17 protein-coding genes are annotated in these 17,007 nt (G+C 67.1%); 5 read left to right on the forward strand and 12 right to left on the reverse strand.

Annotated features, from left to right (window positions below; genetic code table 11):
• Window positions 1-168: 168 nt before the first annotated feature.
• The 3 genes from AB7E35_RS06855 to AB7E35_RS06865 are packed head-to-tail and all read right to left on the reverse strand — an operon-like array spanning window position 169 to window position 4,030.
• The gene (locus AB7E35_RS06855) at window positions 169-1,509 is read right to left on the reverse strand and encodes a UDP-glucose dehydrogenase family protein (protein WP_428162219.1); all 1,341 of its coding nucleotides are present in this window, start codon (window positions 1,507-1,509) and stop codon (window positions 169-171) included.
• The gene (locus tag AB7E35_RS06860) at window positions 1,506-2,516 is read right to left on the reverse strand and encodes an NAD-dependent epimerase (RefSeq protein ID WP_428162220.1); all 1,011 of its coding nucleotides are present in this window, start codon (window positions 2,514-2,516) and stop codon (window positions 1,506-1,508) included. The genes AB7E35_RS06855 and AB7E35_RS06860 overlap by 4 nt, the downstream gene beginning before the upstream one ends.
• The gene (locus AB7E35_RS06865) at window positions 2,513-4,030 is read right to left on the reverse strand and encodes an ArnT family glycosyltransferase (protein WP_428162221.1); all 1,518 of its coding nucleotides are present in this window, start codon (window positions 4,028-4,030) and stop codon (window positions 2,513-2,515) included. The genes AB7E35_RS06860 and AB7E35_RS06865 overlap by 4 nt, the downstream gene beginning before the upstream one ends.
• Window positions 4,031-4,147: 117 nt before the next feature.
• Between AB7E35_RS06865 and AB7E35_RS06870 the strand changes: the two genes are divergently transcribed.
• Window positions 4,148-5,179 (forward strand): glycosyltransferase family 2 protein, encoded by a 1,032-nt coding sequence (locus tag AB7E35_RS06870; RefSeq protein ID WP_428162222.1) that lies wholly within the window; start codon window positions 4,148-4,150, stop codon window positions 5,177-5,179.
• Entirely contained in the window at window positions 5,176-6,132 is a 957-nt protein-coding gene (locus AB7E35_RS06875; protein ID WP_428162223.1) for a lysylphosphatidylglycerol synthase transmembrane domain-containing protein, read from the forward strand. The genes AB7E35_RS06870 and AB7E35_RS06875 overlap by 4 nt, the downstream gene beginning before the upstream one ends.
• A 49-nt stretch (window positions 6,133-6,181) precedes the next feature.
• Here the strand turns inward: AB7E35_RS06875 and AB7E35_RS06880 are convergent, their stop codons facing one another.
• The 5 genes from AB7E35_RS06880 to rsmI form a co-directional block, all read right to left on the reverse strand.
• Window positions 6,182-6,550, reverse strand: a complete 369-nt coding sequence (locus AB7E35_RS06880) for a response regulator (protein WP_284465184.1) — start codon at window positions 6,548-6,550, stop codon at window positions 6,182-6,184.
• Window positions 6,551-6,594: 44 nt separating this feature from the next.
• The gene (locus AB7E35_RS06885) at window positions 6,595-7,161 is read right to left on the reverse strand and encodes a chemotaxis protein CheX (RefSeq protein ID WP_428162224.1); all 567 of its coding nucleotides are present in this window, start codon (window positions 7,159-7,161) and stop codon (window positions 6,595-6,597) included.
• Window positions 7,158-7,865 carry a methyl-accepting chemotaxis protein gene (locus tag AB7E35_RS06890; protein ID WP_428162225.1) on the reverse strand — a complete coding sequence of 236 codons (708 nt, stop codon included), beginning with the start codon at window positions 7,863-7,865 and terminating at the stop codon, window positions 7,158-7,160. The genes AB7E35_RS06885 and AB7E35_RS06890 overlap by 4 nt, the downstream gene beginning before the upstream one ends.
• A 20-nt stretch (window positions 7,866-7,885) precedes the next feature.
• Window positions 7,886-10,225 carry an ATP-binding protein gene (locus AB7E35_RS06895; RefSeq protein ID WP_428162226.1) on the reverse strand — a complete coding sequence of 780 codons (2,340 nt, stop codon included), beginning with the start codon at window positions 10,223-10,225 and terminating at the stop codon, window positions 7,886-7,888.
• 109 nt (window positions 10,226-10,334) lie between these two features.
• Entirely contained in the window at window positions 10,335-11,273 is a 939-nt protein-coding gene (gene rsmI, locus AB7E35_RS06900) for a 16S rRNA (cytidine(1402)-2'-O)-methyltransferase (RefSeq protein WP_428162227.1), read from the reverse strand.
• Between rsmI and AB7E35_RS06905 the strand changes: the two genes are divergently transcribed.
• From AB7E35_RS06905 to AB7E35_RS06915, 3 genes are all read left to right on the forward strand, one after another.
• Window positions 11,273-11,671: a YraN family protein gene (locus tag AB7E35_RS06905; RefSeq protein WP_428162228.1), complete on the forward strand. Its 399-nt coding sequence runs from the start codon at window positions 11,273-11,275 to the stop codon at window positions 11,669-11,671. The genes rsmI and AB7E35_RS06905 overlap by 1 nt on opposite strands.
• Window positions 11,672-11,755: 84 nt before the next feature.
• The gene (locus tag AB7E35_RS06910; protein ID WP_428162229.1) at window positions 11,756-12,352 is read left to right on the forward strand and encodes an SIS domain-containing protein; all 597 of its coding nucleotides are present in this window, start codon (window positions 11,756-11,758) and stop codon (window positions 12,350-12,352) included.
• Window positions 12,349-13,005, forward strand: a complete 657-nt coding sequence (locus tag AB7E35_RS06915) for a BON domain-containing protein (protein ID WP_428162230.1) — start codon at window positions 12,349-12,351, stop codon at window positions 13,003-13,005. Before AB7E35_RS06910 ends, AB7E35_RS06915 begins: the two co-directional genes overlap by 4 nt.
• 20 nt (window positions 13,006-13,025) lie before the next feature.
• Here AB7E35_RS06915 and AB7E35_RS06920 read toward each other — a convergent pair whose 3' ends face one another.
• From AB7E35_RS06920 to AB7E35_RS06935, 4 genes are all read right to left on the reverse strand, one after another.
• A complete protein-coding gene (locus AB7E35_RS06920) occupies window positions 13,026-13,964 on the reverse strand; it encodes an NAD(P)-dependent oxidoreductase (protein ID WP_428162231.1) in 939 nt (312 codons plus the stop codon).
• A 90-nt stretch (window positions 13,965-14,054) separates the two neighbouring features.
• A complete protein-coding gene (locus AB7E35_RS06925; RefSeq protein ID WP_428162232.1) occupies window positions 14,055-15,191 on the reverse strand; it encodes a PilT/PilU family type 4a pilus ATPase in 1,137 nt (378 codons plus the stop codon).
• 45 nt (window positions 15,192-15,236) lie between these two features.
• Window positions 15,237-15,866: a cyclic nucleotide-binding domain-containing protein gene (locus tag AB7E35_RS06930; RefSeq protein WP_428162233.1), complete on the reverse strand. Its 630-nt coding sequence runs from the start codon at window positions 15,864-15,866 to the stop codon at window positions 15,237-15,239.
• 75 nt (window positions 15,867-15,941) lie between these two features.
• Window positions 15,942-16,985, reverse strand: a complete 1,044-nt coding sequence (locus tag AB7E35_RS06935) for a type IV pilus twitching motility protein PilT (protein ID WP_428162234.1) — start codon at window positions 16,983-16,985, stop codon at window positions 15,942-15,944.
• Window positions 16,986-17,007: the final 22 nt, after the last annotated feature.

Genomic DNA, 17,007 nt, shown 5'->3' on the forward strand with positions numbered 1-17,007 from the left:
GGTGGGCTTGCGCGACTGCTCGAATCCGTTGTTTTGATCTGCGGCCATTGCCAGGGTCTGCTGCTTCATCTGCGGATAACGTTTGAGAAGCGACAACGGTGGACCTTGATCAGCATTGCCTTAACGTCTGACCTTGCGCGGGCGACCGCCTGCGCGGCGGTCGGCGGTTCAGGCGGTCGGCTTCAGCGCAGGCCGGCCGATCGACACGTAGCCCAGACCATGCCGGGTCACAGTGGCGGGATCGTACAGGTTGCGGCCGTCGAACACCAGGCGGTCCTTGAGCAACTGCGCCATTTGCTCGAAGTCGGGAACGCGAAAGATTTTCCATTCGGTGACGATGGCCAGCACATCCGCGCCCTGCAGTGCCTCAGCGGGGCTGGCGCACAAGGTCAGGTCGGGGCGCGGGCCGAAGATGCGGTGCGCCTCGTCCATGGCCACCGGGTCGTGCGCGCGCACCTGCGCGCCCGCCGCCCACAGCGCGTGCAGCAGGGTGCGGCTGGGCGCCTCGCGCATGTCGTCGGTCTCGGGCTTGAAGGCCAGGCCCCACACGGCAATGGTCTTGCCCTGCAGGCTGCCGCCGTAGTGGGCAATGATGCGGTCGGCCAGCACCTGGCGCTGGGCATCGTTGCGGCGCTCTACGGCCAGCAACACCTCGGGTGCAAAGCCGATGGACTGCGCGGTGTGGATCAGCGCCTTGACGTCCTTGGGAAAGCAGCTGCCGCCGTAACCCACGCCGGGGTAGATGAAGTGGTAGCCGATGCGCGGGTCGCTGCCAATGCCGCGGCGCACGGCCTCAATGTCGGCTCCCAGCCGTTCGGCCAGGTTGGCCATCTCGTTGATGAAGCTGATCTTGGTGGCCAGCATGGCGTTGGCCGCGTACTTGGTCAGTTCGGCGCTTTTCACGTCCATCAGCACGATGCGGTCGTGGTTGCGGTTGAACGGCGCGTACAGCTCGCGCAGCTGGCGCTCGGCCTGCGGGCTGCTGGTGCCGATGATGATGCGGTCGGGCCGTTTGCAGTCGGCCACCGCCGCGCCTTCCTTGAGGAATTCAGGGTTGGAGACCACCTCGAAGGCGATGTCGGCGCCGCGCCCTGCCAGCACCGCACGCACCGTGTCGGCCACCTTGTCGGCGGTGCCCACCGGCACGGTGGACTTGTTGACGATGATCTTGGGCGCGGCCATGTGCGTGGCAATGGTGCGCGCCACGGCCAGCACATGCTGCAGGTCGGCGCTGCCGTCTTCGTCCGGCGGCGTGCCGACGGCCAGGAAGATCAGCGCGCCGTGGGCCACGCCTTGTGCGGCGTCGGTGGTGAAGCGCAGGCGCCCGGCGGCCTGGTTGGCCTGCACCATGGGTTGCAGCCCCGGCTCGTGGATGGGCACCTGCCCGGCCTGCAGCGCGGCCACCTTGGACTGGTCGATGTCAACGCACACCACGTCGTGGCCTACGTCGGCCAGTACCGCGCCCTGTACCAGACCGACGTAGCCGGTGCCAAAAACTGTGACTTTCATGGCTTGTAGAAATCCTTGTACCAGTGGACGAAGTGCGCCACGCCTTCCTGCACGGGCGTGGCCGGCGCAAAACCGGTCCACGCCGCCAGGGCCGACGTGTCGGCGGCCGTGCTGTGCATGTCGCCGGGCTGTATCGGCATCATGTTCTTGCGCGCCGTGATGCCCAGGGCCGACTCCAGCGCGGTGATGTAGTCCATCAGCACCGTGGGGGTGCTGTTGCCGATGTTGAAGATGCGATACGGCGCGCTGCTGGTGCCGGGGTGGGGCACCAGCGGGTCGTGGTCGGCAGCCGGGGTGGCGGGCTTGTCCAGCACGCGCAGCACGCCCTCCACGATGTCGTCGATGTAGGTGAAGTCACGCACCAGCTGGCCCTGGCCGTACACGTCGATGGGCTCGCCCGCCAGCATGGCGCGTGTGAACTTGAACAGCGCCATGTCTGGCCGCCCCCAGGGGCCGTACACCGTGAAAAAGCGCAGGCCGGTGGTGGGCAGGCCGTACAGGTGGGCGTAGCTGTGGGCCATCACCTCGTTGGCTTTCTTGGTGGCGGCGTAGTAGCTGATGGGGTGATCCACCGCGTCGCGCTCGCTGTAGGGCAGTCGGGCATTGCCGCCATAGACGCTGGAGCTGCTGGCAAACACCAGGTGCGCCACCTGCTGCGCGCGGCAGCCCTGCAGGATGTTGCCAAAGCCCAGCAGGTTGGAGTCGGTGTAGTCGTCGGGCTGGTCGATGGAGTAGCGCACGCCTGCCTGCGCCGCCAGGTGCAGCACGCGGGTGGGGCGCACGCGTTCAAACAGCGCGCGCATGGCCTGCCTGTCGGCCACGTCGGTGCGCTCGAAGGTGAAACCGGGGTGCTGCAGCAGACGCGCCAGGCGTGCTTCTTTCAGGCTGACCTCGTAATAGGCGTTGAGGTTGTCTATGCCCACCACCTGCTCGCCGCGCGCCAGCAGCGCCTGCGCGCAGTGCATTCCGATGAAGCCGGCGCAGCCGGTGACCAGGGTGACGCTCATGGTTGCCTTTGCGGGGGTTGCCAGATGTATTCGTAGTGCGCGGGGGGCGTGCCTTCGCGCACCATGCGAAATGGTAGCCGGATGGACTGTACCGGCTGCGGCGCAATGCCTGCCTGCGCCTTGGTCCACCAGTCGGGCTCCACGCGGTCGGTGCGCGAGATGAGCAGCATGCCGGCGCCGGCACGCTGGCTGCGCGCGGCGTGGCCGGCCACGCAGGTGGCCACGTCTTCTTCGGCTGATGTGCAGGCATCCACCGGGGCATCGGGAAAGCGCAGACGCAGCATGCCGGCCATCATGTGATCCGCCGCGATGATGGGGCTGGTACCGTCGTACCCGGCCTGGCGCAGTGCGTCGGCCAGCTGCAGGGCGGGGTGGTTCAGCTCGTCCACATCGCCGCGCAGGCCGCTGATCCAGGGCCTGGCGCCGGCCGCGATGAGGATGGCCACCGCCACCACTGCAATGGCGGCGCTGTAGCGCCCGCCGCGCGCGTGGCGCTGCAGCTCGGGGCGCGCCGCAAAGGCCGCCAGGGGCAGCACGCACAGCAGCGGCACCACCCAGCGCCCCTTGAAGCTGCTGACCCCCGCAAACACCACCATGCCCAGCAGCGCCAGCATGACCAGCAGCAGGTAGCGCATGAACACCCGGTGCATGGGCGCGGACGCGGGCGCCAGCGGCGGGCGCCACCAGGCCGAGCGAAAAGCCCACAGCGCAATCAACGCCCACAGCGCCACGGTGCCCGCCACGCCCTGGCCCAGCATCTGCCCCAGGCCGCTGACCATGCTGCCTTGCGGCTGAATGTTCATCTTGCCGATGGTCTCAGCCGTGGCTTCGGCCAGGTGCGATGCCAGCCAGACGGCATGCGGCAGCACCACGGCCAGCCCCACCACGGGCGCCCACCACCAGCCGGGCGACAGCAGCGCGCGGCGGGTCTCTGGCACGGACAGCGCCGCCACCAGCATGGCGGCGGCCACGAGCGCAAAGCTGTACTTGGCCAGCAGCCCGCAGCCGCACACCAGCCCCAGCAGGGCAAAGTCGCGCTGGCGGGGCTGGCGGGCGATGCGCAGCAGCAGCCACCAGGCGCCGCAGGTCATGGCCGTGACCAGGATGGTGTGGGTCTGGTCGCGCACCGAGGCCCAGCCCAGCGGCGGCAGCAGCAGCATGCCGGCCGATGCCCAGAACGCGCCGCGCTCGTCCAGCAGCTCGCGCCCGGCCAGGTACATCAGCGCAAAAGCCAGCGCCAGCAGCGAATGTTTGAGCGCCGACAGCGCCAGCACGCTGGGCCCCAGCACTTGGTTGGCCAGCCACTGCAGCCAGGTGTAGAGCGGCGGCTGCGCGCCATAGCCCAGCGCCAGCTGCTGCGACCACAGCATCTGTTCGGCCTCGTCCCACTTCAGTGCGGGCGACACGGCTACCCGCACCGCCACATGGGCCAGTGCCATGGCCAGCAGCCAATACAGCGGGTGGGCGGACGGCAGGCGCGAGGCAGGCGCGCTGGGCAACGGGGAGCTATTCATGGACAGGCAGCAGGTGGCAGGCGTTGCCAGGCGCTTCGCAGCGTGGCGGGGTGGTTGCGGCAACGGCGCAAGGCACAATCGGGGCCGCCGATTATCCCGCCACATTCTGCTCCATCCATGACCACCGCCCGAACCGCTGCGCCCGATGTTTCCATCGTGGTGCCCATCTACAACGAGGTCGAAAACCTGCCCGATCTGGTCGAGCGCATCGCCCAGGCGATGGCGGCGCAGCCGCTCAGTTTCGAGCTGCTGGCCGTGGACGACGGATCCAAAGACGGCAGCGCCGACCGCCTGCGCGAGCTGGCCGCCACCCGCCCCTGGCTGCGCCCGGTGTTCCTGGCGCGCAACTACGGCCAGTCCAGCGCGCTGCAGGCCGGCTTTGACCGCGTGCGCGGCCGCTATGTGGTGACGCTGGACGCCGACCTGCAAAACGAGCCCGGCGACATCCCGCTGCTGCTGCAGCGCCTGGAGAGCGACCCCGGCGTGGACATGGTCAGTGGCTGGCGCAAGGACCGCCAGGATGCCGAGCTGTCGCGCAAGCTGCCCTCGCGCATTGCCAACAAGCTCATTTCCAACGCCACCGGTGTGCACCTGCACGACTACGGCTGCGCGCTCAAGGCCTACCGCCGCCCCATCATCGACCGCATCCGCCTGTATGGCGAGCTGCACCGCTTCATTCCCTCGCTGGCCAAGGAGGCCGGCGCGCGCATCACCGAAGTGCCGGTGCGCCACCATGCGCGTACGCGCGGTGTCTCCAAGTACGGCATCGACCGCACTTTCCGCGTCATCCTCGATCTGATCCTGATGGTGTTTCTGATGCGCTACCGCCAGCGCCCGCTGCACGCCTTTGGCGGGCTGGGGCTGTGGATGGCCGCGCCCGGCGCGCTGATCCTGACATGGCTGCTGGTGCAAAAGCTGATGGGCGAGGACATCGGCGGGCGCCCGCTGCTGATGGCCGGCATGATGCTGGTGCTGATTGGCGCGCAGTTCATCGCCGCCGGGCTCATTGGCGAGCTGCTCACCCGCATCTACCACGAGGCTGGCGGCGCGCCGCAGTTCCATGCGCAGGAGTATGTGGTGGAAGATGAGTCAAAACAGCCCGCAGCGATTGATTTGCAAGCGCAAGCAGCTACACAAAAAATAGCGTGAAACGCGCTCGCAAGGCCTTGATCCGCGGCCTGCTGGGCCTGGCGCTGCTGGTTGTCGTGCTGGTGCTGGCCGACCCCGCGCGTGTGGCCAGCCAGTTGCGGCAGGCGCAACCGGGCTGGCTGCTGGCGGGGCTGGCGGCGGCCATTGCGTCCAACCTGGTGTCGGCCCTGCGCTGGCGCGCGCTGGCGCATTGGCTGGGCGCGCCGGTGGCCGCGCGCGACGCCTGCCGCTGGTACTTCCAGGCGATCGGGCTGAATGCGCTGCTGCCCGGCGCCGTGGTGGGCGGTGACCTGTACCGCGCCGTGGTGTTGCGCCGCGCCAGCCATGCAACGGCGGCGGCCCTGGCCCCCGGCTGGTCCGTGGTACTGGACCGCGCCAGCGGCCTGTGGATGTTGTGCGCCATCGGCGGCCTGGGCGCCGCGGCCTGCGCTGGCGTGCTGGCGCCCTGGCTGCGGCTGCCTGCCGGCGCCTTTGCCGCGCTGATGCTGGCGGGCACGCTGCTGTGGCTGGCGCTGCCCTGGGCGTTGCCCTGGCTGCTGGCGCGCAGCCGCGGCGGCTGGCTGGCGCCGTTGCGCGCAGCGGCGGCGCGGCCTGACTGGCGCCGTCAACTGGTCTGGCAGGCGCTGGCATCGGCCGCGGTGCAGGTGCTGTCGGCGCTGGCGCTGGCCTGTGGCGGCCTGGCGCTGGGCGTGGCGCTGCCTGCCGCGGTATGGGCCTGGGCGATTGCGCCGGTGTTCCTGATGGCGGCGCTGCCCGTCAGCGTGGGCGGCTGGGGCACGCGCGAGGCCGCCGCCGTGGCTGCGCTGGCGCCTTTTGCCGTGGCGGCGCCCGCCGCCGTGGGCGTGGGCGTGATCTATGGCGTGTACGGCCTGGCACAGGGCGCGCTAGGCGCGCTGGCATTTGGCCTGCCGCGCGGCGCGGACGGGCAGGCCGCCGGCAATGATCAGTACTGATTTGATAGCTGCCAGCGCTTGATAGGCAAGCGCTGTAGGCCGATTTGGCTTAAACCCCTGCCAGCGTCTTGAACGTGTTGAGCACCGCAGGCCCGTTGAACGGCTTGACGATCCAGCCGCGAATGCCTGCGGCCTTGCCGCGTTCCTTCATGGCGGGCGAGTTCTCGGTGGTCAGCATGACGATGTTCACGCTGGTGTTGCGCAGCTCGCCGCGCACTTTCTCGGCCATGGTCAGGCCGTCCATGTTGGGCATGTTCACGTCGCACACGATCAGCTTGATGCCGGGGTCCTGGCGCAGTTTGGCCAGTCCGTCCATGCCATCGACGGCCAGGGCCACCTTGAAGCCGTTTTTGGTGAGAAAGTCGCCGAGTTCGTTGCGCACGGTGCTCGAATCATCGACAACGAGTACGTTTGCCATGTCAGTCCTTGGGTGTGGTTGGTTGCGGGCGCAAGCCCGCGCGGTCAGAAAAGTTCCAGCTCGCCGGCGCCCACGGCGGGCTCCTGGGCGTGCCAGTCAAAGTCCATGGGTTCGTAGGCCCGCACGCACAGCGAGGCGTGCAGCCGCAGATCAGGCGCCAGGTCGATGCGCAAGTGCTGCAGGTGCTGCGCGCCCAGCCGCTGCATGTGCGGCAGGCTGCGGATGTCCAGAATCTGCGGTGTGGACAGGCCCAGGCCGTTGTAGAACGCGCCCAGCTCGCGGTTGATGGCGCCGCAGCACATGTTGCCCGCCTCGCACACTGCGTCGATGAAGTCCTGGTGCGTCATCGCATCGGGCGAGCGCTGGCCCAGCTGCGCCATGTGGGCTTTGAGCTGCGGCGATTCGTCGAAATGCAGCGCGGTGATGATGCGGAACGTGTACGACGCAATCGACAGCACCACCATGCGCGTGGCGTGTTGGCGCGCGGGCAGCTCGGCTGTGGCGATGTCGGCGTCCGGCGCGTCGGCCGCAATGCCGTGGCGCAGGCCCAGCACCATCATGCGGTCCAGGCTGGCGCGGGCGCGGTCTGTGATGTGAGGAGTCTGGCTCATGCCTGCAGCGCTGCCTGTACCTTGCGGTTGGTGATCTCCAGGCCCGTGGCGGCGTTGATGACCATCTTGCCGCCAGCCTGCATGTCCTGGAACACCGTGGTGGCGATCAGGTCGTTCTGGTAGAGGTTGTCGCGGTAGTGTTTGGACAGCGTCTCGGCGCGCACGGACAGCGTGCGCATCTCGTTGGCCACCACGGCAAAGCCCTGGCCGGTGCTGCCGGCGCGCGCGGCCTCGATCGAGGCGTTGAGCGCCACGATGATCATCTGCGACACGATGCGCGCAAATTCATCGTTCTTCTCGTGCATGTCCTTGTTGTGGGCGACCAGCTGGCTCATGTCGGCATGCCAGCGATCAAAGGTCTTGCTGATGCCCTGTAGCTCGGCCAGCGATGCCGACAGCGCGTTGGTGTGCGTCAGGGCTCCGTTCACCAGGCTTTGTGTTTTGGCCTGCGCGCTGAATTCCAGCGACTGCAGCTCCATCGGCAGGCGCTGCTGCTCTTGCTCGATCTGCTGGCGCGCCTGCTGCAGCTCGTGCTGCAGCAGCTCAACCTGCGCCTGCAGCTGCTGATGCGCGGCCAGCAGCTCAGGGTCTTGCTTTGGTGCGGCAGGCGGTGTTGCCAGCCGGCGCTGCAGGCGGCTGATCCACCAGCCCAGTACCAGGGCGCACGCCGCGGCGCCGCCCGCAAATGACAAAAAGAGTTCCATGTGATGGCTGTCTGCAGGCTTCAGGCCTGCGTGCGCAGCGCAAAGTGCGCCGGCAGGTGAATCAGGATGTCAAAGGCGCGGTGGGCGCCGGCCGATGCGGCGCCGCGCAGGCGCAGTGCCACATCGCCGCCGTGGGCTGCCACAAAGGCCTTGACCGCGTCCATGCCCACGCCGCGGCCCGACACTGCGGTGACGGCCGACGCGGTGGAAAAGCCCGGCTCGAAGATGAGTTGTGCCAGTGCCTCGTCGTCATGCCCGTGGTGCTCCTCGATCAGGCCAGCCTCGACGGCCTTGGCGCGGATGCGCTCCAGGTTCAGGCCGCGGCCGTCGTCGGCCATGCGCAGCTGCAGCGTTTCGGGGTGCAGGGTCATGTCGATGACGATACGGCCGGCCGCAGGTTTGCCCTCGCGCACGCGGGCTTCGGATTCTTCGATGCCGTGGTCCATCGCATTGCGCAGCAGGTGCGTGAACACATTGCGCAGCGTGCCTGCCACTTCGTGGTGCAGGGCGATGCCGGCGTCGTCAATGTGCACCGAAGGGGTTTCCTTGTTCAGGTCGGCAGCAAGAGACGGCAGGGAGGCGATGGCACCGCTCAGTGTGTCCGTCAGGCGCACGCTGGCGCCCAGTTGCAGCGCGTGGGCGACTTCGGCGGTGGCCGCCTGCAGCGTTGGCGCTTCGCCCGACTGGACGGCCTCCCGCAGGCGCGTGGCCAGCGCCTGCAGCTGGGCGGGCTCCATTGCTGCGTTGCTGGCGCCGGCGGCGGTATCCGTGCCAGCGCCGCGTCCGCGCAGTTTGGTGGATTCGATGGTCTGGTAGCGCTGCAGCATGTCCCGCGTGGCGGCCAGATCGGCCAGCAGGGCGGGGGTGTCCCAGGCAGCGGGGTCCTGGCGTAGCGCGTCGTAGCGTTGCTCGGCAACGTGTGCCACGTCAGACAGCCGCAGCATGCCGTAGGTGCGCGCGTTGCCCTTGAGGGTGTGCATGTTGCGAAACAGCTCGGTGACCACGGCCGTGCGGGCGTCGGGCTGGTCTGCGGCACTGCGCACCAGGCGCTCGTTGGTTTCGATGAAGTCCGCAGCGCTGTCTGCGAAGGCCTCGAACTTGAGGTGATCCACGGCGACGATCTCGCCGATGATGGCCAGCTCTTCCTGCTGCTGCTGTGCGGCATGTGCCAGCTGGCGCAGCTCGGTCACGTCACGAATGCACAGCAGCAGCCGTGCGATGGTGCCGTGCTCGTCGGTGATGGGCGACCAGCTCAGCTCCCAGGTGCGGATGCCGCCATCGGGTTGCTGGCGCAGGATTTCGCGCGGCAACAGGTGGGCGTTGAAGTCGAAGTTCATCCCGTCTTCGCCAATGCACGCGTCAATGGCGGTCAGCGCCTGGTCCGTGGCGTCGGCGCCCAGGGTGGCACCCGCGAAGACCACCTCGCTGACCGGGCGGCCGGCGATGTCGCGTGTGTCCAGCAGCGTGGCCAGGTGGTCCGAGAACTCGGGGTGAATGCGCCCGCCCGCCTCCAGGGTCAGGATGCCCTGCGGGATGTATTGCAGCATGGCATGGATGTCGGCGCTTTTCTGGCGCACCAGCTCGCTGCTTTCCTGGATTTTCTCGATCATGGCGTTGAAGGCCATGATGGACTTGCCGATCTCGTCGTTGCGCGTCACGGGCACGCGGTGCGTGAAGTCCTGGCTGGTGGCAATGGCGGTCATCTTGGCCTCCATCTCGCCGATGGGGTGGATGATCTGCCGGTACAGCAGCAGGCCGATGAACGCGAGGCCTAGCACTGAAGCCACGGTGACGATGGCCAGCGTGGCGCTGGCGTTTGTCAGGTTCTGGTTGAGCGTGTCGATGGCCTGGTCCTTGCTACGGCGCTTTTCCAGCTGCACGGCGTCGATCAGCAGGCCCTGCTCGCGCAGGTATTGATCCACGGTGGCCGCCATGGTGGCCTCGGCGGCCTCTTGCTGGCCGGCGAGCTTGAACCGGGCGGTGTCGTCAATGGACGCAAAGTAGTTGTCCAGGCTTTGCTGCGCTTCTTGAATCAGGCCGCGCTGCGCCTGGCTGTCGGCCTGTTTCAGCTGCATCGCCAGAGCGTCCTGCAGTGTGGTCTTGCGCGCGACGAGCTCCCCATGCAGTTGCTGGGCGGTGGCCGCGTCGGGCGCGCTGAGCATCGAGAGGGTGGCGATCTGGATATCCTTGAGCTGCCCCATCAGTTCCACTGACTGAATGGTGCTGGGCACCACCCCTTCGGTCACTGACTTGACCTCTTTGGCACCCAGGTATGAGTGGTAGAGCGCGTAACCGCCAATGCCGCCCAGCGCCGCGAAGGTGAGGGCGATGAGCAACACAATACGTTGCCGTACAGTCATGGGTGAAACCCTAAATGTTAACAATTTGATGCAAATTGTTTGGCAATGAGGTTTCATTTTCGTGACGAGTCCTGATTTTCAGGGCGGTCTTGCCGCCGGTGGCACTGCGTCAGTCGTGCTCGGGCGGGGTGTCGGGCAGGTGTTTGAGTGCCAGCGCCCGCTCGTAAAGCGCATTGCGCGGCGCGCCAGTGATGTCGGCCGCAAGCCTCACTGCGGTTTTGGTGGGCAGCTCGGCCAACAGCAGGCGCAGCACTCGCTGTGAGGCGGCGCCGTCCTGCGCTTGGGCAGCGGCGGGATGGATCAGCACGACGAACTCGCCCTTGACACGCTGGGGCGCAGCCTGCAGCCAGGCGGTAACGTCCTGGGCGGCGTGCTCGGTGACTTCCTCGAACTGTTTGGTGAGCTCGCGCGCCAGCGTCACGCGCCGCTCGCCCAGCACCGCCAGGGCGCCTCCCAGCTCCTGGATGCGGTGGGGCGCCTCCAGCAGCACCACGCAGCGCGGCTCAGCGGCCAGTTGCTGCACGGCAGCCGCGCGTTCCGCGCTTTTGGTGGGCAGGAAGCCGGCGAACACAAAGCCGCTGGCGCCAGGCGCATGGGCGACTGCGCCGGTCACGCTCAGGGCGCTGGTCACGCTGCTGGCGCCGGGCAGCGGAATGCAGCGCAGGCCTGCCGCCTGCACCGCGGCGACCAGGCGCGCGCCGGGGTCGCTCACGCCGGGCGTTCCCGCATCGCTGGCGTAGGCGACACGCTCGCCCGCCTGCAGGCGTTGCACCACGGTCTGCGCCGCCTGCGCTTCGTTGTGCTGGTGCACCGCCAGCAGGCGATCGGACGGCTTGTCGATGCCATAGGCGCGCAGCAGCGACTGCGTGTGGCGCGTGTCTTCGCAGGCAATGGTGTCAGCCAGTTGCAGCACGTGCAGGGCCCGTAGCGTGATGTCGGCCAGGTTGCCGATGGGCGTGGCCACTACGTACAAGGCGCCCTGGGGATAATGCTGCGCTGCCGCCGCATCGCGCGCGGCAGACAGGGCATTGGCAAAGGATGCGCTCAATGGGTTTCCTCGGCAAAAAAGACAACAGCAGTGCGCCCGTGCGCACCACGCGCGCCGCGGGCCAGGCGGCAGAAGATCAGGCACTGGCCCATCTGGCGGCTGCGGGGCTGGTGCTGGTGGAGCGCAATTATCGGACGCCTGGGCGTGGCGGCGGGGAGATCGACCTCGTCATGCGCGAGCGCGGCGGCACGCTGGTGTTCGTGGAGGTGCGCAGCCGCCGCGGCGCGGGCTTTGGCGGCGCCGGGGGCAGCATTGGCGCCACCAAGCAGCGGCGCATCATCCTGGCGGCGCGGCACTATCTGATGCGCTGGCCAGCGCCGCCGCCGTGCCGCTTTGATGCGGTGCTGATCGAAGATGGCCGCGTGCAATGGCTGCGTGGCGCCTTCGATGCGACGTAGCAGCCACGGCAAGTCACAGCACGCCCGCCGCGGCCTACGGTTTGCTACAGAAAATGCAACACCGGCAGGTATCATCCACGGCCCATGCTTGAGCAACGCATCCAACAGCATTTCATCGACAGCGCAGACCTGAAGTACCAGGCGGCGCAGGCCCTCAGCCACCCCATCAGCGCCGCCGTGCAGGCCGTTCTGGCCTGCGTGACCAGCGGCGCCAAAGTGCTTGCCTGCGGCAGCGGCCCGTGTGCGGCACTGGCGCAGCAGTTTGCCGCTTTCTGCGTGGCAGGCTTTGAGCGCGATCGCCCCGAGCTGGCCGCCCTGGCCCTGACGCCGGACGCAGCGTGGCTGGCTTCTTCCTCGGCCGTTGGCGACAGCGGTGCGCTGGCGCGGCAGGTGCGCGCGCTGGGTCAGGCGGGCGACCTGCTGCTGATCATTACCGTCGGTGGCAATGAGCCCGCCCTGCTGCAGGCCGTACAGGCGGCCCACGAGCGCGACATGACCGTAGTGGCCCTCACGGGGCGCGACGGCGGCGCATTGGCGGCGCTGCTGCGCGAGACCGATGTGCACATCGGTGTGCCGCATGACCGCGCTGCCCGCGTGCGCGAGGTGCATGCCCTGGTGCTGCACTGCCTGTGCGACGGTGTGGATGCCCAGTTACTTGGAGAACAGGAACCCCCTCTATGAAAAATTCTCTGTTGCGACTCTCTTGTGCAGTGCTGGCAGCCGCCGCGCTGGCGGGCAGTCTGGTGGGCTGCGCACCGCTGCTCATCGGCGGTGGCGCCGTGGTGGGATCGATGATGGCCACCGACCGGCGCACGACGGGCACACAGGTCGAGGACGAGGGCATCGAGCTGCGCACCGCCAACCGTATCCGCGAGGCCCTGGGCGATCGCGTGCACGTCAACGTCACCAGCTACAACCGCCAGGTTTTGCTGACCGGCGAAGCGCCGACGGCCGCCGATGTGCAGCAGGTCGAGCAGATCGCGCTGGGCGTGGACAACGTGCGCTCGGTGGTCAACGACCTGGGCGTCATGCCCCATTCGTCGCTGGGGCAGCGCTCGCGCGACACCCTCATCTCGACCAAGGTGCGGGCCAGCCTGGTGGATGCCAAAGACCTGTCGGCCAACTGGTTCAAGGTGGTGACCGAGCGCAACGTGGTCTATCTGATGGGCATCGTCACCCCGCGCGAGGCCAAGCGATCTGCCGAGATTGCGCGCGGCGTGGACGGTGTGCGCAAGGTGGTGCGCGTGTTCGAGGTCATCAGCGAGGATGAGCTGACCCGCAAGGCCGCCCAGACGGCGGCACCCGTGTCGCAAGACCCTGCCGTCAAGCCCTGACGCTGCCCGCCACCATGGCGTCAGGCTTTGCCGGGTTTGCCGGGCGCCAGCCGCGTGATCAGGCTGGAGGTGTCCCAGCGGCCGCCGCCCGCTTGCTGCACGTCGGCATAAAACTGATCCACCAGCGCCGTCACCGGCAGCCGCGCGCCATTGCGATTGGCTTCCTGCAGCACCAGCCCCAGGTCTTTGCGCATCCAGTCCACGGCAAAGCCGAAGTCAAAGCGTCCCTGCACCATGGTCTTGCCGCGGTTGTCCAGCTGCCAGCTTTGGGCGGCGCCCTTGCCAATCACGTCAAGCACCAGCGGCATGTCCAGGCCGGCATGCTGGCCGAAGGCAACGGCCTCCGCCAGCCCCTGCACCAGCCCGGCAATGCAAATCTGGTTGACCATCTTGGCCAGCTGGCCGGCGCCGCTGTCGCCAATGCGCGTGAAGGCGCGCGAAAACGCCATGGCCGTGGTCCGCACGGCATCGAAAGCCGCCTGGTCGCCGCCACACATCACCGTCAACTGGCCGTTCTGGGCGCCTGCCTGACCGCCGGAGACGGGCGCGTCGATGAAGTGCAGGCCCAGCGTGCGCGCCGCGCCATACAGCTCGCGCGCCACCGCGGCAGAGGCCGTTGTGTGATCGACAAAGATGGCGCCCGGCAGCATGCCGGCAAAGGCGCCGTCTGCCCCCAGCACCACGGAGCGCAGATCGTCGTCGTTGCCCACGCAGCAAAAGACGATGTCGGCGCCCAGGGCAGCCTCGCGCGGGGTTGCTGCGCTCTTGACGGTGCTGGCGTCCTTGAAATCTGCGCACCACGCTTGTGATTTCGTAGCGGTGCGGTTATAGACGGTAACCGAATGGCCGGCACAGGCCAGGTGGCCCGCCATGGGGTAGCCCATGACGCCCAGACCCAGAAAGGTCACGCGACGTGCGGGTGTCGGCTCGTAAGTGCGCGGATTGATGCTGCTGCTCATGTGCGGGATTCCATCGGAAAACAAGCCCGCTGCCGGGGGCGGCAGGGCGGGCGGGACTTTGGGGGGTAGAAGCCGGCAGGCAGGCGCCGGTCAGACAATGGCGAAGTGCTCGGTGCCAGAGGCCAGATCGGTGGTCTTGGCGCGCTGGCTGCTCAGCTTGATCTGCAGGCGCAAATCGTTCACCGAGTCGGCATTACGCAGGGCGTCTTCGTAGCTGATCATGTTGGCCTCAAACAGGTCGAACAGCGCCTGGTCGAAGGTCTGCATGCCCAGGTTGCGGCTCTTTTTCATGATCTCTTTGATCTCTGGCACCTCGCCCTTGAAGATCAGGTCGGCGATCAGGGGGGTGTTGAGCATCACCTCGACGGCCGCGCAGCGGCCCTTGCCGTCCTGCTTGGGAATCAGTCGCTGCGACACCATTGCCTTGAGGTTCAGCGACAGGTCCATTAGCAGCTGGGCGCGGCGTTCTTCCGGGAAGAAGTTGATGATGCGGTCCAGCGCCTGGTTGGCACTGTTGGCGTGCAGCGTGGCCAGGCACAGGTGACCGGTTTCGGCGAAGGCCACGGCATGCTCCATGGTCTCGCGGTCGCGGATCTCACCCATCAAAATCACGTCGGGTGCCTGGCGCAGGGTGTTCTTCAGGGCGGCTTCCCAGCTCTCGGTGTCCAGGCCTACCTCGCGCTGGGTCACCACGCAGTTCTTGTGCGGGTGTACGAACTCGATGGGGTCTTCGACGGTGATGATGTGGCCAAAGGAGTTCTCATTGCGCCAGTCCACCATGGCCGCCAGCGTGGTGGACTTGCCCGAGCCCGTGGCGCCCACCATGATGCACAGCCCGCGCTTGGTCATGGTGATTTCTTTGAGCACCTGGGGCAGGCCCAGCCCGTCAATGGTAGGTAGCGACAACGGAATGGTGCGCAGCACCAGACCCACGCGCCCCTGCTGGATGAACGCGTTGACGCGAAAACGCCCCACGCCGGAAGGCGCGATGGCGAAGTTGCATTCTTTGGTGCGTTCGAAATCCGCCACCTGCTTGTCGCTCATGATGGAGCGCGCCAGGGTGATCGTGTGATTGGGCGTCAGCGGCTGGGGCGACACTTTGGTCACCTTGCCATCGACCTTGATCGCGGGCGGGAAGTCGGCCGTGATGAAAAGATCGCTGCCGCCGCGGCTGACCATCAGCTTGAGCAGATCGTTGATGAATTTGCTCGCCTGATCACGTTCCATGGCTATACCTTCCTGGGGCTTTCCGTTGATGTAGTACCTGGCGGCTCACAGCTGGCTCTCGCTCAGGCGGGCGCTGACGGCGCGCAGCCGCAGCGACAGTTTTCGCGCCAGCAGCGCCACAAGGCTGGCTGCCAGCTGCGGGTCTTGGGACATCATCTCGTCCAGGGCCTCGGCGCGCAACACCGCCACCTCGCAGTCGGTCAGCGAAGTGCAGGCGGAAAAGCGAGCGCCGCTGTCCAGAAGCGACATTTCGCCGATGAAGTCGCCGGGCCGGGTTTCGGCCAGGCGCAGGTGCTCGCCCCAGGGCTGAATGCGGTCCACTGCGATGGTGCCCGTCAGCAGCACCACCATGAAGTTGCTGTACTCGCCCTGCCGAATGACGTCCCGGTTGGGAGCAATGGCCGCAAACTCGAAAAAGCGCTCCATGCGCTCTACAGCGTCCTGTTGCATGTGCGCCATGTATTTGTCTTTGGCCCACAGCGCCTGCAGCAGCTTGCCGCCGCGGCTTTTGGGCAGGCGCTTGGCGCCCACTTCCACCGCGCGCGCCTCCCAGGGAATGATCTGCGATGGATCCACCCCCTGGCTGGCGAACGCCGAGGTGAAGAACACCGAGTCATGGCCTTCGTCGCCGGTTTTCTGGCTCTTGGACTTGAGCAGTCCGAGAATTCCCTTCATGTTGAGTCTCCGTTGCATGCGGCTGCCATGTGGATGAGCCGCAGGCTGTGGGCATGACCTGCGCCCCGCGAACGATCAGCCGGGGAAATTCTCCGGAATCTTGGCCTTGCTGCGGGCTTCGGCTGCGGTGATGACGTTGCGGCGCACCAGATCCGCCAGATTTTGATCCAGCGTCTGCATGCCCACGCTGTTGCCGGTCTGGATGGTGGAGTACATCTGCGCCACCTTGGCCTCGCGGATCAGGTTGCGGATGGCGCTGGTGCCGAGCATGATCTCGTGCGCGGCCACGCGGCCCGAGCCGTCCTTGAGCTTGCACAGCGTCTGCGAGATGACGGCCTGCAGTGACTCGGACAGCATGGCGCGCACCATCTCCTTTTCTTCGGCCGGGAACACGTCGATCACGCGGTCGATGGTCTTGGCAGCGCTGGAGGTGTGCAGCGTGCCAAAAACCAGGTGACCGGTTTCGGCGGCCGTCATGGCCAGGCGGATGGTCTCCAGGTCGCGCATTTCACCCACCAGGATGGCGTCGGGGTCTTCGCGCAGGGCAGAGCGCAGGGCTGCCGAGAACGACAGCGTCATGGGTCCCACCTCGCGCTGGTTGATCAGGCATTTCTTGGACTCATGCACGAATTCGATGGGGTCTTCGATGGTCAGGATGTGACCGTACTCGCTTTCGTTGAGGTGGTTCACCATGGCCGCCAGCGTGGTGGACTTGCCCGAACCCGTGGGGCCGGTCACCAGCACCAGGCCACGCGGCTTGAGCGCCAGGTCGGCGAAGATCTTGGGCGCGTTGAGCTGCTCCAGCGTCAGGATCTTGCTGGGAATGGTACGGAACACCGCGGCCGCTCCGCGGTTCTGATTGAAGGCGTTGACACGAAAACGCGCCAGGCCGTCGATCTCGAAGGAAAAGTCCACCTCCAGAAATTCTTCGTAGGCCTTGCGCTGGGCGTCGCTCATGATGTCGTACACCATGGCATGCACCGTCTTGTGGTCCAGCGCATCGACATTGATGCGCCGCACATCCCCATGAACACGGATCATCGGCGGCAGCCCGGCGGACAGGTGCAGGTCGGATGCCTTGTTCTTCACGCTGAAGGCCAGCAGTTGGGTGATGTCCACGAGATCCCTCTCATCGTTTGAT

Source organism: Diaphorobacter sp. (assembly GCF_050251835.1).
GTDB lineage: Bacteria > Pseudomonadota > Gammaproteobacteria > Burkholderiales > Burkholderiaceae_C > JBFXIE01.

Coding starts and splice junctions, on each gene's coding strand:
- AB7E35_RS06930 (WP_428162233.1), bottom strand. CDS start 15,866: ATGAAGGGAATTCTCGGACTGCTCAAGTCCAAGAGCCAGAAAACCGGC.
- AB7E35_RS06915 (WP_428162230.1), top strand. CDS start 12,349: ATGAAAAATTCTCTGTTGCGACTCTCTTGTGCAGTGCTGGCAGCCGCC.
- AB7E35_RS06895 (WP_428162226.1), bottom strand. CDS start 10,225: ATGACTGTACGGCAACGTATTGTGTTGCTCATCGCCCTCACCTTCGCG.
- AB7E35_RS06905 (WP_428162228.1), top strand. CDS start 11,273: ATGGGTTTCCTCGGCAAAAAAGACAACAGCAGTGCGCCCGTGCGCACC.
- AB7E35_RS06870 (WP_428162222.1), top strand. CDS start 4,148: ATGACCACCGCCCGAACCGCTGCGCCCGATGTTTCCATCGTGGTGCCC.
- AB7E35_RS06910 (WP_428162229.1), top strand. CDS start 11,756: ATGCTTGAGCAACGCATCCAACAGCATTTCATCGACAGCGCAGACCTG.
- AB7E35_RS06855 (WP_428162219.1), bottom strand. CDS start 1,509: ATGAAAGTCACAGTTTTTGGCACCGGCTACGTCGGTCTGGTACAGGGC.
- AB7E35_RS06860 (WP_428162220.1), bottom strand. CDS start 2,516: ATGAGCGTCACCCTGGTCACCGGCTGCGCCGGCTTCATCGGAATGCAC.
- AB7E35_RS06925 (WP_428162232.1), bottom strand. CDS start 15,191: ATGGAACGTGATCAGGCGAGCAAATTCATCAACGATCTGCTCAAGCTG.
- AB7E35_RS06865 (WP_428162221.1), bottom strand. CDS start 4,030: ATGAATAGCTCCCCGTTGCCCAGCGCGCCTGCCTCGCGCCTGCCGTCC.
- AB7E35_RS06890 (WP_428162225.1), bottom strand. CDS start 7,865: ATGGAACTCTTTTTGTCATTTGCGGGCGGCGCCGCGGCGTGCGCCCTG.
- AB7E35_RS06920 (WP_428162231.1), bottom strand. CDS start 13,964: ATGAGCAGCAGCATCAATCCGCGCACTTACGAGCCGACACCCGCACGT.
- AB7E35_RS06880 (WP_284465184.1), bottom strand. CDS start 6,550: ATGGCAAACGTACTCGTTGTCGATGATTCGAGCACCGTGCGCAACGAA.
- AB7E35_RS06885 (WP_428162224.1), bottom strand. CDS start 7,161: ATGAGCCAGACTCCTCACATCACAGACCGCGCCCGCGCCAGCCTGGAC.